The organism is Vibrio sp. 1F279, assembly GCF_041439815.1.
In the GTDB taxonomy this organism is placed as follows: domain Bacteria; phylum Pseudomonadota; class Gammaproteobacteria; order Enterobacterales; family Vibrionaceae; genus Vibrio; species Vibrio tasmaniensis_A.
The window spans coordinates 51,129-64,280 of sequence record NZ_JBGOOU010000008.1 but is presented as its reverse complement, the minus strand read 5'-3'; the positions used below and the strand labels follow the sequence as shown (position 1 = coordinate 64,280).

Below are 13,152 nucleotides of genomic sequence, written 5' to 3'. Positions count from 1 at the left end.
TCGCTCCCTATATCCTGATTTTATCGGCTCATCAATTATTAATACTAACCGAAAGCAAGTGATTAAGCTTCGATTGTAGTACCAGTGATGCTCACTTCTTCTAGAGGTACGTCTTGGTGCATACCCATAGAACCAGTGCTAACACCTTTGATCTTGTTTACGATGTCCATGCCTTCAACAACTTCTGCGAATACACAGTAGCCCCAACCGTCTAGGCTTTCGCTACGGAAGTTTAGGAAAGAGTTGTCGTTAACGTTGATGAAGAACTGAGAGCTCGCTGAATGCGGTTCCATAGTACGAGCCATTGCTAGCGTACCCACTTTGTTCGCTAGGCCGTTGTTTGCTTCGTTCTTGATAGTCGCGCGAGTTGTTTTTTCTTTAAGGCCAGAAGTCATGCCGCCGCCTTGAACCATGAAACCATCGATAACACGGTGGAATAGCGTGTTGTCGTAAAAACCGTCACGGCAATACTGTAGGAAGTTTGCGCTTGTTTCTGGTGCTTTTTCTTCGTTAAGTTGAACTTTGATGTCACCAAAATTTGTGTGAAGGATGATCATGATTGTTACCTTACTGTCTTTTTAATATGAAGTTCGAATTCTAGCGCATGTTGGCGGACTTTCAAATCACCAAATCATTAACTTAACTCGGATGTTTGAGGTAATTCCTGCTTTGGGGGATTACCTATTAAGGTGTGACTTGTTATACTGTGAGCTTATTTTTGATTAATCCATAAAATAGATAGAGATCATGCTGAAGATATATAACACGCTCACAAGACAGAAAGAGGAATTCAAACCAATTACAGCTGGCAAAGTCGGTATGTATGTCTGTGGGGTAACCATATACGATCTCTGTCATATTGGTCATGGCCGTACGTTCGTTTCATTTGACGTGGTAACTCGTTACCTGCGTTACCTTGGTTACGATTTGAATTTCGTTCGTAATATCACTGATATCGATGACAAAATCATCAAGCGCGCTAATGAAAACGGCGAGTCTTGTGACTCTCTGACTGAGCGTCTGATCGGTGAAATGCACGCGGACTTCGATGCATTGAACATGAAACGCCCAGATGTCGAGCCTCGTGCGACTGAATTCATCACAGAGATCATTGAGTTAGTAGAAAAGCTAATTCAACGTGGCTTTGCTTACGTTGCAAGCAACGGTGACGTGATGTTCGAAGTTAAGAAGTTTGACGAATACGGTAAGCTTTCTAAGCAAGATCTTGACCAGCTTCAAGCTGGCGCCCGTGTTGACATCGATTCTGCAAAACGTAGCCCGTTAGACTTTGTTCTTTGGAAGATGTCTAAGCCTGGTGAGCCGACGTGGGAATCGCCATGGGGGCCAGGTCGTCCAGGTTGGCACATCGAATGTTCAGCAATGAACTCGTCTATTCTTGGCAATCACTTCGATATTCATGGTGGTGGTTCGGATCTACAGTTCCCGCACCACGAGAACGAAATCGCACAATCTTGCTGTGCACATGGCACCCAGTATGTGAATACTTGGATGCACAGTGGCATGGTGATGGTAGACAGAGAAAAAATGTCTAAGTCACTGGGTAACTTCTTCACTATCCGTGACGTACTTCAGCATTACGATGCAGAGACAGTTCGTTACTTCCTAATGTCTGGTCACTACCGTAGTCAACTAAACTACAGCGAAGATAACCTAAATCAGGCTCGTGCATCACTTGAACGTCTCTATACATCACTTCGTGGTCTAGACGTTACCGCAGCCCCTGCTGGTGGTGAAGAGTATGTGACTCGTTTCTCTACAGCGATGAACGATGATTTCAACACACCTGAAGCTTATTCAGTGCTGTTTGAAATGGCTCGTGAAATCAACCGTATCAAGACTGAAAGCATAGAAAAAGCAAGTGCACTAGGTGCGTTGATGCGTGAACTGGCAGACATCATCGGTATTCTTCACCAAGATCCAGAAGCTTTCTTGCAAGGCGATGCAGCAGGTAACGATGACGAAGTCGCTGAAATCGAAGGCCTAATTAAGCTACGTAATGACTCTCGCGCTTCGAAGGATTGGGCAAATGCCGATCTTGCACGTGATAAGCTGAACGAGCTAGGTATTGTTCTGGAAGATGGTCCAGAAGGTACGACTTGGCGTCGTAAGTAAATCTTATAAAAAGGGCTGATTTTCAGCCCTTTTTTCTAGCAAAAATTCTCTAATTTCACCTTTTTATCTTCAACTTTTAATTAACAGGAATATTTCTGTGGCTCAGATGTATTTTTATTACTCGGCAATGAACGCGGGTAAATCAACAACGCTTCTTCAATCTTCATTCAACTACCAAGAACGTGGTATGACACCAGTGATCTTTACGGCTGCATTAGATGATCGCTATGGTATCGGTAAAGTGAGTTCACGAATTGGTCTTCAATCTGAAGCTCAATTGTTTAAAAACGATACCAATATGTTTGAGGCAATTCAAAAACTCAACGAAGAAGAAAAGCGTCATTGTGTATTGATCGATGAGTGTCAGTTCTTATCGAAAGAGCAGGTTTACCAACTAACAGAAGTGGTTGATAAGCTGCACATCCCTGTACTTTGTTACGGTTTGCGCACTGACTTCTTGGGTGAATTATTTGAAGGTAGCCGCTACTTGTTGTCTTGGGCTGACAAATTAGTAGAACTTAAAACAATTTGCCACTGTGGCCGTAAGGCCAATATGGTAATTCGTACAGATGAGCACGGTGTGGCAATTGCTGAAGGTGACCAAGTCGCTATTGGTGGCAATGACCAATATGTTTCGGCTTGCCGTTTACATTATAAAGAAGCGTTAGGTAAATAAGCAGCCTACAAGTCGGCATTGCTAAAACCAATAGCGTTCAAATTAGAAAACGGTGACCTAGTGTCACCGTTTTTGTTTATTGAGCCGAGCTTTTGTTTTATTCCAAGCCGAGCTTCTATTTTATTCTTAGTCGATCTTTTGCTTTATTCGAAACCGAGCCTCTTTAATTCTTGATAGGCATGGTCAACGTCGTCAGGGATGGGCATCTCAATTTGAAAGCCCTGAGCGGGGTAGGATTTGATTCGCTCATAATCAGCAATCAATGCACCTAACACCATGTCTAACGGCAACTCTTCGTTAAAGTAATCATCCCAATTCTGCCATCGTGATGTCACTGTTATCTCGGAAGTTTCGTCAGGCCATTGCTTACAGAACGTTGCGTAAGTGCGTTTCTCCATAAAGGGCTTCTGAACTAGAGTCAGCCGTTTCGGTGATAATCCTCGCTGAGCCAGTAGCTCGTGGGTAAACCGTACATTTTCCCCAGTGTTTGTCGCGTGCTTCTCAATGATAATGTCTAAGTCAGGCACACCACTGTCTCGTGCGATAGAAGCGAACGTTTCTGCTTCTGAACGCTCAAAGCTTCCTTCTGTAAAACGTCCCACACCACCAGAAAAAACGATGTAAGGCGCTATCTTTTGGTGATAAAGCTCGGCTGCATATTCAGCAACGCGAGTATCGTTACTGCACAACACAAATATACAATCTGAAGGCGTAACCTTGTGACCCATAGACATAAAGTTCCAAAGGGTGTCGACTGAGCGATGCAGTTTTATATTGGGATTTCTCTTAGCTGTAGATTGCTCAGTCATGAAGTGCGTCCAGTGTGGATTCGAATTTAAACGAGTAACCTAAGTCGAGAATCTTTTTCGAAGAGATCAGTTTGTCTGGTGTATCGACAATAGGAGGGAGTGGCTCGCTGCTATTGGCACTTTTTAATGCTGCTGCGTAGAACTCTGCCTTGCTCACTGTATTTGGTGTGGTGACATTTACGATTTCATTGTGCAGTTGATTGATGGCGAAATCGACCGCACCAATCGCATCATCAAGGTGAAGCATGTTGGCTGGTGCTTGAGAGCTGACCTGCTTTAGCTTGCTTGCGAATCGAGATGGGTGACGGCTAGGGCCGATTAACCCACTGAAACGAAGAATGGTGTAATCGATGCCGGAATCCATCACCAGCTGTTCAGCTTTCAGCATCACGCGTGCATTGTCCGAAAATGCGGATGCTTGCTCGTTTTCTGAGGTAGAAAGAGTGAGTGAGGCGTCTTGCTCGTACAGAACTCCGGGCTTGGTTGGGTATACCGTCGTCGAACTGACCATAATGAGCTTTTTCACGTTAGCCTTCTGGCAAGCCCTGGTCAGTTGTTGCCAATAGTCGGCGTACTCTTGTCCTGCTCCCTTTCTAAAGCCTGGAGGGAAGCTACCAATCACTATCTCAGTGTTGTTTTCGAGTAACAACGAATAGAGTTCGCCGATAGTCTCATCTGGCTTTGATGAGTCAAAACTAAACACTTCACATGGAACTCGTTTGTTCCCAACAGCGTCTGCACCTGCTTGGGTCGTTTTCGTGACCACAACTTGGTTACCATGTTTTTCTAAATGTTCAGATAAAGGTGCACCGACCCATCCTGCACCAACAATAAATATAGAAGCCATGTGTTCCTCACAACTGCAAATGACGAATTTACAATAAGCCTAACAAACCTTTGGCCAAAAATGAAAAAACTCCACGGCCGAAGCGAGTGGAGTTTTTACTAGAACCGTGGAGTTTTAGTTCAGTACGCGAAGTAACTTGTCTGCGCGCTCTGCCATCTGGATACCTTCATCTGTTAGGTAACCACCGTCTGGCTGAGTGCAAAGATTCTTTTCGAATAGGCGCTTAACAGCGTCTTGAGTTTCTTGAGCAGCCTCTTGATGAACTTTAATTCCAGTAGCGGCGCTACTTACATCAAATTGAAGAAGGAGGTTTAAATCAGCAATATGTTCAGCGTTGTACTTCATAATTAACCTATATATTCATAACGTTCTCTACCTTCACCTTAGTGCGCATTCACGGCTCAAGCAATAGCAAATAAATAGAATTGATAAGTGATACCAAATTGAATGATTAATCGTCGTATGGTGGGTTTATTTTAGTTAGATTGCGTGATTTGCAGCCACTTAAATTCTGAACGATGTTTATTGGGAAGTGGTTGTAATATATTGTGTTACTAGAAATATATTGCATCCAGCTAATATTGTATAAAAAGGAAACGCATCAGTGAGAGTGAACAAAGTAGCATTAACGATCAGTATGCTATTTGCTATCTCAGGTTGTCAAAGTACACCCTCAGAGCAGACAGGCGCGAACCAAACCACAAATGACAATGAATCAACAGTAGAGGTCCGTTCATTTCAGTCTGTCCAAAGTGTTTACTCCGAGTGGGAGGCTAAGCTTGAAGAACACGCTCAATTGTCTCTCTATGCTCCAGAGAATTACAATGAACTACTAGACGCTTGGGATGATGCTGAAAGCATTTATGCGGACTTAGTGAAAGATCAAACACGGTTAACCAAGAGTTACTCGATTTTTTCTACACTAACTTACGCTGAAGCCTTTGATGAAAAAATTGCGTTGATTCGATCAAATTATGACTCGATCTTAGTGCTAAAGGAAAAGGCTGACAGAGTATTAGCCGACTCGATAGTGCAAATGGATTACTTAAAGTTTCTTGGTGCCGACACTATGTTTGCATCGAGCTACAAGCGCTTGTATTCAGAATACAGCGAACTGTTTGAGTATGTGCTGGTCGACGAACTTGAAGATGCTCAGGAAGCACAGGTAGAGTTTCTTAATAACGCGAGTTTGTTAGAAGTTAAAGTGGCCCACAAGAAGTACATCGAACCTTTGAAGGATGAGTTGGAGTTCTTGGAAGATGAAGATTTCGATGACGTTGTTCCACTGACGTTTGCTAAAGCGGCATCTCAAATTGCTTTGGCAGAAAGCCAAGTGAAAGCCAGTCCCCGTGAAAAGTCGATCATTGAAGACGCAGTTCACGCTGCGGAGTTCGAATTAAACCACGTACGCAGTGTTGCTCATGAAGTCAAAGTGCTGGCGAGCGTAAAAGGTGACCAGTTCGAACAGTCGGTTTTGAATGCAGAGAACCAGTTATTGAGCATTTCACGAGTGGTTAATGATGAAGATCACCGTGATGTTGTATTGCGTCTTCAGTCTCAAAAAATTGTAGCGAGTGTTAAAGCGCTGAAAGGCTCAGACATGACGGCGTCATTAAAGTCAGAGATTAAAACTTTGACTGAGCGACTCGCTAAGTTAGAAAGTGAGAATCAGAAACAAACACAGAAATTGGTTGAAGCGACCAAGCACAACCAATTGTTAGATGATCAGGTTACCAAGAGTGATGCTCATATAAAGAGCCTAGAAGAGTTAGTGGATAGTTTGAAAAGCTTAGGTGGTAAAGTTGCCAGCGAAAGTGACTCTGATGTGATTCTTCCTAGTATTGAATCTAGCCTAGAGGATGCATCTCTCGAACAATCATTAGAAGAAATGGTTGAACCTTCGGTTTAGCATCACTAATTTCTTTATTTGTGATTGAGTTAAAAGCGCCTAAGGGCGCTTTTTTACGTTCTGTTGATCTATGTCAAAATCTAGAAATAAAAGCGCTCAGTGAGCCATTTTAGTGTACGTTATTCTTTTGGTTTTAACGTAACTTGTTGATATTTATAGGTGTGTCAATTTCTATGCTGATAACTAATCATTCAGCAGAGTTTTCTTTTTACTACTAAAGTCGTATGAATTTGGAATAACTCGGACTATTTGCTTTCAACAAGGCTGTGAGAGGCATTTTGAACCTAAAATAGCTCTTGAATTCAGAAATGAAAGAGAGGATTATCGCGCTCCCGACGACATGTTTCAAAATGTAAATCATCATGAATCTAAACCAATTCGACTCATTATTACCGCCACAAATGGCTGAGCGCGCTGCAGATATTGGCGTAGGTAAAGCAACCAAAGATCCAATCAAATCTTTTCTCCTAGCGATTTCTGCTGGCATACATATTGGTATCGCGTTTGTGTTCTACACAATCGTGACTACCGGCGCTGGTGATTTACCGTGGGGTATTACTCGCTTATTGGGTGGTCTAGCTTTTAGCTTAGGATTAATCCTTGTTGTTGTTACTGGTGGTGAACTGTTTACCAGCTCGGTGTTGACGCTTGTTGCTCGCGCAAGTGGCAAGATTACCTGGCGTACATTAGTTAAGAACTGGACCACGGTTTATGTAGGTAACTTAATTGGTGCATTGCTGCTGGTGGCCTGTATGCTTCTGACTAAACAGTACATGTTCGATCATGGGCAAGTGGGTTTGAATGCCATGGCGATTTCCCAACACAAAATGCACCATGATTTTATCCAAGCTATCGCGCTTGGCATCATGTGTAATGTGTTGGTTTGTATCGCGGTATGGATGACGTTTAGTGGACGTACACTGACTGACAAAATCGCAGTTATGATTTTACCTGTTGCGATGTTCGTATCAGCCGGTTTTGAGCACTGTATTGCCAACATGTTCCAAGTCCCTTTAGCTATCGGTATCAAAACATTTGCTCCCGCAGAATTTTGGACAATGACAGGCGCTAACCCTGCGGACTATGTTGATCTGAACATGATGGACTTTTTGATGAACAACTTGCTGCCCGTTACCATTGGTAACATCATTGGCGGTGGTATCTTTGTTGGTATGTGGTACTGGTTGATCTACCTACGTGACTAATAAGGGTAGCGTGATCCACCAAGCGGTTTCGTGATTAATTCCGATTACGCGGTTAATCCAGTTTACGAGTTAACTGGGTAACTTGGACTCAGTGAAAACACTGAACTGACTTATGACATTTACAAGACGGCCTGCATTGCAGGCCGTTTTTATTTGTGGAAAACCTACTTATTCATGTCTTAAATTATCATGTGAACGCTCAATAGCGATGATCACCGTGTGTGTATATGTCTTTGAAAACACCCAAAGATCAAAGGTAATGATCTTTCCCTAGGTGGGAATGGACAAAAAAGGATCTATATTGATTTGGTTATCCACAATTTCTGTGGATAACCTGTCTCAAATTCAGTGAGTAACCAGATCTAAGTGGAGTAGGGAGGCTATTTCGAAGGCTGTATTTGCGCGAGAACTCGGCCTTCTTTAGTAAGAGATGTCTTCAATGAGAGCTGAAGTGCAAGTGCTAAAGAGCAGCTCATCATCACGAAGATAGCTAACATGATCATCAACTGATACTTAATCGCGATCATTGGTGATGCACCACCTAAGATCTGTCCTGTCATCATTCCCGGTAGCGTGACTAAGCCTGTAGTTGCCATAGAGGCCATAATTGGTGACATCGTTTTCTGTATCGCATTACGAACAAAAGGCGCGGCTGCATAGGAAGGAGATGCGCCCAAAGCGATAGCCGCTTCGTACTCTGATTTCTGCATTTCAAAAGCCCCAAACAAGTTCTGCAATGCCACGATATTACTGCTTAAGCTATTACCTAACAGCATCCCTGCAATAGGGATAAGGTACTGTGCGTTAAAAACCGGAGTCGGTTTAATGATGAAAAAGCAGATAAACAAGACAATAGGTACACAAGTTACAGCAAGGCTAACGGCTATAGGAACTAAAAGTAGATTTTTTGGGAGCCTAGATTTTTCAACAATTGAGCTTGCCCCAACGATGATCATTGCAAATAGCCACAGCAAATTGACCCATAAGCTATTCAAGGTGAACAAGTATTCTAGGTAAAGTCCCACTAGAAATAGCTGAATAACCATACGAATGATGCTGACAGAAGCCTCTTTTCCAAGGCCGAGTTTTAACTTGTGGTTGATGGTAATAGGTAGCAAGAGAAGTGAGCTGAAGAACAATAACTGCCACCAAGATATATCAATAACGTCTTGCATAATGATTCCTTTTAAGTGGTCTCCATCATATCTGAAAGTGCCAAATGATGCATTTCAACTGTAAAGTCACCAATTCTAAAAATGATCAATCATTTAACAAACAAAACACAAAATAGTGGTTGTTTGAGGCTTTTTTAGCTACTACTTAGTAGGTAAAAAGTTAAAATTGGTTGTCATATGGTTGCGTATATGTTGGTTTTTAACATTTGCGAAATATACTTAATTCTTCACATTTGTTAATACTTTTTAATAACTTTGTTTAACTGAAAACAAGTTTGGATGACCTCAAAAAGGTATTGATTAGCAAGGGTTATAACGGGGGATTTGATTGAACCCTACTTTGTGTATGGTCTAAAATTTGTTGTTAGATACTCAAGAACTTTAGCCCCATAGAATGGGTTACTCGAAATTACTAAATACAAAATAGGCAAAATGTATGAGTGATGTTAATAAAATTGAAACTGGCGAAAAACGCTCGTTGGAGTGGAAGTCTTTCCTCTTCATCGCGGTGGTTCTCTTTCCAATATTAAGTGTGGCTTTTGTAGGCGGTTACGGCTTCCTAGTTTGGGCACTGCAAGTGTTTGTATTCGGACCTCCTGGTGCTCACGGCGGCATGTAATGCCCTCTAGTAACAACATTTTTTAAAATCAATATTTAAGAGAGCTAAACATGAAATCATTTTTAGTTAAATTATGGCGCACAATGACTCGCCCTGCAGTACACATCAGTCTTGGTGTACTAACTATGGGTGGCTTTATCGCCGGTGTTATTTTCTGGGGCGGTTTTAACACAGCTCTAGAGCACACAAATACAGAAGAGTTCTGTGTAAGTTGTCACACCATGCGTGACAACGTGTACGTAGAACTACAAGAAACGGTTCACTGGAAAAACACTTCTGGTGTACGTGCTACTTGTCCTGACTGTCACGTTCCACATGAATGGACAGCAAAAATCGCTCGTAAGATGCAAGCATCTAAAGAAGTATTCGCTCAAGTATTTGGTGACCTAGATACTCCTGAGAAATTCGAAGCTCGTCGTATCGAACTGGCTAAACACGAATGGGATCGTTTCTCTTCGAACAAATCTCTAGAGTGTAAAAACTGTCACAACTACGATTCAATGGACTTCGAGAACATGCGCCCAACAGCGCGTATCCAGATGAAGAATGCAGCAGAACGTGATCAAAGCTGTGTTGACTGTCACAAAGGTATTGCTCACAACCTTCCAATGGATATGGCATCAGCAAGCGGTATTGTTGGCGAGCTAGAAAATGTAGCAAGCAGCACATCTTACGCAAATGGTTCTGACGTGATCTCTATTCGTCACCTCCCAATGTACACGGATGAAACAGCAACAGTTGAAGCGGGTCTACTCAGCCCTGCAAGTAAAGTTGCGGTTATCGACGAAAAAGGCGACATGATCAAGATTCAAATCGATGGTTGGCGTAAAGCGAAAGGCTTCGGACGTGTAATCCAAGAAGACTTCGGTATGAATATCTCAACTGCAATCTTGACCAAAGAAGTATCTCAAAGTGACGTTATCACTGTTGGTGAGAAGAAAGAAGATGAGCTTACTGGCCTTCCATGGGAAGAAGTTAACCTAGCACTTTGGATGAAGAAAGAGTCTATGGTTGATAACTTCGATCCAATCTGGAACGCAGCGGGTCAAGCGTACCAATCTAACTGTTCAACGTGTCACTCACAGCCAGATGAAGCTCACTTCAGCGCTAACGGTTGGGTAGGCATGTTAGATGGTATGATTGCATTCGTTAACTTCGATACAGATACAGAAGCACTTGTTCTTAAGTATCTACAGAAGCACTCATCAGATTTTTCTGAAGGCCATCACTAATAAGACGTCAATTGGAGTAACACAATGGCAATTACAAGAAGAAGTTTTCTGAAAGGTGTCGCGACTACAAGTGCGGCATCGGTTATCGGTCCAAGCTTATTGGCGTCGGCATCAGTGTCTGCAGCAGAAACAGACGGCGCGTGGAAAGTCTCTGGTTCTCACTGGGGTGCATTCCGAGCTCGCGTTTACGCGGGTAAAGTGCAAGAAATTAAACCTCTAGAAATCGATCAACACCCAACTGAGATGTTGAAAGGTATTAAAGGTATTATCTACAGCCCATCACGTGTGCGTTACCCTATGGTTCGCCTAGATTGGTTGAAGAAGCATAAATACAGCGCTGACACGCGTGGTAACAACCGTTTTATTCGTGTGACTTGGGATGAGGCACTAGACCTTGTTTACCGCGAATTAGAGCGCGTACAGAAAGATTACGGTCCATGGGCGCTTCACACAGGTCAAACTGGTTGGAGACAAACGGGTCAGTTCCATAGCTGTACTAACCATATGCAACGTGCAATGGCACTTCACGGTTACTCTGTGAAGAAAATCGGTGACTACTCAACAGGTGCTGGTCAAACGATCATGCCTTACGTGCTAGGTTCTACTGAAGTTTACGCACAAGGTACATCTTGGGAACTTATCCTAGAAAACAGTGACAACATTGTTCTTTGGGGTAACGATCCAGTTAAAAACCTGCAAGTAGGTTGGACATGTGAGACTCACGAGTCATTCGCATACTTAGAACAGCTGAAAGAAAAAGTTGCTAAGAAAGAGATCAACGTTGTTTCTGTTGACCCTGTTAAAAACAAAACAGGCCGTTACCTAGAAAACGAGCAAATGTACATCAACCCACAAACTGATGTGGCGTTCATGCTTGGTGTTGCTCACGTTCTTTACAACGAAGATCTATACGACAAGAAGTTCATCGAAACTTACTGTCTAGGTTTTGAAGACTTTATCAAGTACGTTCAAGGTGAAACGAAAGATAAAGTTGAGAAGACACCTGAGTGGGCTTCGGCTATCTGTGGTGCAAGCGCGGACTCTATCCGTGAATTCGCTAAGATGCTGGTTAACGGTCGTACGCAGATTCTTGTCGGTTGGAGTATCCAACGTCAACAACACGGTGAGCAGCCTTACTGGATGTGTGCCGTTATCGCAGCAATGGTTGGCCAAATCGGTCTACCTGGCGGTGGTATCTCTTACGGTCACCATTACTCTGGTATCGGTGTTTCTTCAACTGGCTTCGCTGCTCCGGGTTCATTCCCGTTGAACATCGACCAAGGTCAATCGCCTAAGCACACTAACACTGATTACAACGGTTACAGCCGTGTAATCCCTGTTGCTCGTTGGGTAGATAGCTTGCTAGAGCCAGGTAAGAAGATCAAAGCGAACGGTTCAACGGTTACACTACCGGATATCAAGATGATGGTATTCAGTGGTAATAACCCGTGGCACCACCACCAAGATCGCAACAAGATGCGTAAAGCATTCAAGAGCCTACAAACTGTAGTGGCTGTTGATTTCGCTTGGACTGCAACTTGTCGTCACTCTGATATCGTGCTTCCTGCATGTACTCAGTGGGAACGTAACGATATTGATGGTTACGGCGCGTACTCTGGTCGTGGTTTGATCGCGATGCACAAACTAGTCGATCCTCTGTTCCAGTCTAAAACTGACTTCGAGATTATGTCTAGCCTAACTAAGCGTTGGGGTCGTTACGACGATTACACGCGTGGTATGGACGAAATGCAGTGGGTTAAATCTCTGTATGACGAATGTCGTGCATCAAACGAAGGCAGCTTCGAAATGCCTGAGTTTGCTGAGTTCTGGGAGAAAGGTTTCCTAGACTTCGGTAAAGGTAAGCCATGGACTCGTCACGCTTCATTCCGTGAAGATCCAGAGATCAACGCACTAGGTACGCCTTCTGGTTTCATCGAAATCACAAGCCGTACTGTTGGCAATATGGGTTACGAGCACTGTCAAGAACACCCAATGTGGTTTGAGAAATCTGAACGTTCACACGGTGGTCCAGGCTCTGATAAACACCCGTACTGGCTACAATCTTGTCACCCAGACAAGCGTCTTCACTCTCAGATGTGTGAATCTGAAGAGTGGCGTGCGACTTACGCGGTACAAGGCCGTGAGCCAATCTACATCAACCCAATCGATGCTAAGAAGAAAGGCATCAAAGATGGCGACGTAGTACGTGTGTTCAATGACCGTGGTCAACTACTAGCAGGTGCTGTTCTAATGGATAGCTACGCACCTGGTGTTGTTCGTATCGAAGAAGGCGCTTGGTATGGCCCGATCAACGAGAAAGTGGGGGCGCTAGATACATACGGCGATCCAAACACACTAACTCAAGACATCGGTACGTCTGAACTTGCTCAAGCAACGTCAGCAAACACATGTTTGGTTAACTTCGAGAAGTTCCAAGGCAAACTGCCTCCAGTAACTTCATTCGGTGGTCCAATCGAAGTTTCTTAAGTCTCGTACTTAAGAACCAAGATTAAAGCTTGAATTAAAGCCCCTGTAAGCACTCTTACA

At 43.3% G+C, this 13,152-nt stretch carries 12 protein-coding genes; 7 read left to right on the top strand and 5 right to left on the bottom strand.

Translation table 11 applies throughout. The features are described 5' to 3' along the window. Positions 1–62 precede the first annotated feature (62 nt). Positions 63–557 (bottom strand): peptidylprolyl isomerase, encoded by a 495-nt coding sequence (locus tag ACED60_RS08325; protein WP_371727304.1) that lies wholly within the window; start codon positions 555–557, stop codon positions 63–65. Between the two features lie 190 nt (positions 558–747). Here ACED60_RS08325 and cysS point away from each other — a divergent pair, with 190 nt between their 5' ends. Together cysS and ACED60_RS08315 are read left to right on the top strand one after the other, a co-directional pair. Continuing rightward, positions 748–2,133 (top strand): cysteine--tRNA ligase, encoded by a 1,386-nt coding sequence (gene cysS / locus ACED60_RS08320; RefSeq protein WP_012604369.1) that lies wholly within the window; start codon positions 748–750, stop codon positions 2,131–2,133. 97 nt (positions 2,134–2,230) lie between these two features. Continuing rightward, complete coding sequence (locus tag ACED60_RS08315) at positions 2,231–2,809, top strand: thymidine kinase (protein WP_009848795.1); 579 nt, start codon at positions 2,231–2,233, stop codon at positions 2,807–2,809. Positions 2,810–2,952: 143 nt separating this feature from the next. On the opposite strand, the gene ACED60_RS08310 is transcribed toward ACED60_RS08315, so the two are convergent. The 3 genes from ACED60_RS08310 to ACED60_RS08300 all read right to left on the bottom strand — a co-directional run bounded on the left by ACED60_RS08310 (position 2,953) and on the right by ACED60_RS08300 (position 4,810). Further along, the gene (locus ACED60_RS08310; protein ID WP_371727303.1) at positions 2,953–3,618 is read right to left on the bottom strand and encodes a YdcF family protein; all 666 of its coding nucleotides are present in this window, start codon (positions 3,616–3,618) and stop codon (positions 2,953–2,955) included. Continuing rightward, entirely contained in the window at positions 3,611–4,465 is an 855-nt protein-coding gene (locus ACED60_RS08305) for an NAD(P)H-binding protein (RefSeq protein ID WP_371727301.1), read from the bottom strand. The genes ACED60_RS08310 and ACED60_RS08305 overlap by 8 nt, the downstream gene beginning before the upstream one ends. A 114-nt stretch (positions 4,466–4,579) precedes the next feature. Further along, positions 4,580–4,810: a TIGR02647 family protein gene (locus ACED60_RS08300; RefSeq protein WP_009848792.1), complete on the bottom strand. Its 231-nt coding sequence runs from the start codon at positions 4,808–4,810 to the stop codon at positions 4,580–4,582. 259 nt (positions 4,811–5,069) lie between these two features. Here ACED60_RS08300 and ACED60_RS08295 point away from each other — a divergent pair, with 259 nt between their 5' ends. Further along, on the top strand, positions 5,070–6,374 hold the full coding sequence (locus tag ACED60_RS08295; protein ID WP_371727300.1) for an ATPase: 1,305 nt from the start codon (positions 5,070–5,072) through the stop codon (positions 6,372–6,374). 362 nt (positions 6,375–6,736) lie between these two features. Beyond that, the gene (gene focA, locus ACED60_RS08290) at positions 6,737–7,579 is read left to right on the top strand and encodes a formate transporter FocA (RefSeq protein WP_009848790.1); all 843 of its coding nucleotides are present in this window, start codon (positions 6,737–6,739) and stop codon (positions 7,577–7,579) included. Positions 7,580–7,959: 380 nt separating this feature from the next. On the opposite strand, the gene ACED60_RS08285 is transcribed toward focA, so the two are convergent. Continuing rightward, entirely contained in the window at positions 7,960–8,754 is a 795-nt protein-coding gene (locus tag ACED60_RS08285) for an ABC transporter permease (RefSeq protein WP_371727298.1), read from the bottom strand. A 436-nt stretch (positions 8,755–9,190) separates the two neighbouring features. On the opposite strand from ACED60_RS08285, the gene torE reads away from it, so the two are divergent. From torE to torA, 3 genes are read left to right on the top strand one after another with little or no spacing between them, the layout of a single operon-like run. Next, positions 9,191–9,373: a trimethylamine N-oxide reductase system protein TorE gene (gene torE, locus ACED60_RS08280; protein WP_008222628.1), complete on the top strand. Its 183-nt coding sequence runs from the start codon at positions 9,191–9,193 to the stop codon at positions 9,371–9,373. A 50-nt stretch (positions 9,374–9,423) separates the two neighbouring features. Continuing rightward, positions 9,424–10,605: a pentaheme c-type cytochrome TorC gene (gene torC / locus ACED60_RS08275; RefSeq protein ID WP_009848788.1), complete on the top strand. Its 1,182-nt coding sequence runs from the start codon at positions 9,424–9,426 to the stop codon at positions 10,603–10,605. Between the two features lie 24 nt (positions 10,606–10,629). After that, positions 10,630–13,092: a trimethylamine-N-oxide reductase TorA gene (torA, locus tag ACED60_RS08270; RefSeq protein WP_017100089.1), complete on the top strand. Its 2,463-nt coding sequence runs from the start codon at positions 10,630–10,632 to the stop codon at positions 13,090–13,092. The last annotated feature ends 60 nt before the right edge of the window (positions 13,093–13,152 follow it).

Excerpts from the sequence above, each read along its gene's own strand:
- torE (WP_008222628.1), top strand. The coding sequence starts at position 9,191 with ATGAGTGATGTTAATAAAATTGAAACTGGCGAAAAACGCTCGTTGGAG.
- ACED60_RS08310 (WP_371727303.1), bottom strand. The coding sequence starts at position 3,618 with ATGACTGAGCAATCTACAGCTAAGAGAAATCCCAATATAAAACTGCAT.
- cysS (WP_012604369.1), top strand. The coding sequence starts at position 748 with ATGCTGAAGATATATAACACGCTCACAAGACAGAAAGAGGAATTCAAA.
- torA (WP_017100089.1), top strand. The coding sequence starts at position 10,630 with ATGGCAATTACAAGAAGAAGTTTTCTGAAAGGTGTCGCGACTACAAGT.
- torC (WP_009848788.1), top strand. The coding sequence starts at position 9,424 with ATGAAATCATTTTTAGTTAAATTATGGCGCACAATGACTCGCCCTGCA.
- ACED60_RS08305 (WP_371727301.1), bottom strand. The coding sequence starts at position 4,465 with ATGGCTTCTATATTTATTGTTGGTGCAGGATGGGTCGGTGCACCTTTA.
- ACED60_RS08300 (WP_009848792.1), bottom strand. The coding sequence starts at position 4,810 with ATGAAGTACAACGCTGAACATATTGCTGATTTAAACCTCCTTCTTCAA.
- focA (WP_009848790.1), top strand. The coding sequence starts at position 6,737 with ATGAATCTAAACCAATTCGACTCATTATTACCGCCACAAATGGCTGAG.
- ACED60_RS08325 (WP_371727304.1), bottom strand. The coding sequence starts at position 557 with ATGATCATCCTTCACACAAATTTTGGTGACATCAAAGTTCAACTTAAC.
- ACED60_RS08285 (WP_371727298.1), bottom strand. The coding sequence starts at position 8,754 with ATGCAAGACGTTATTGATATATCTTGGTGGCAGTTATTGTTCTTCAGC.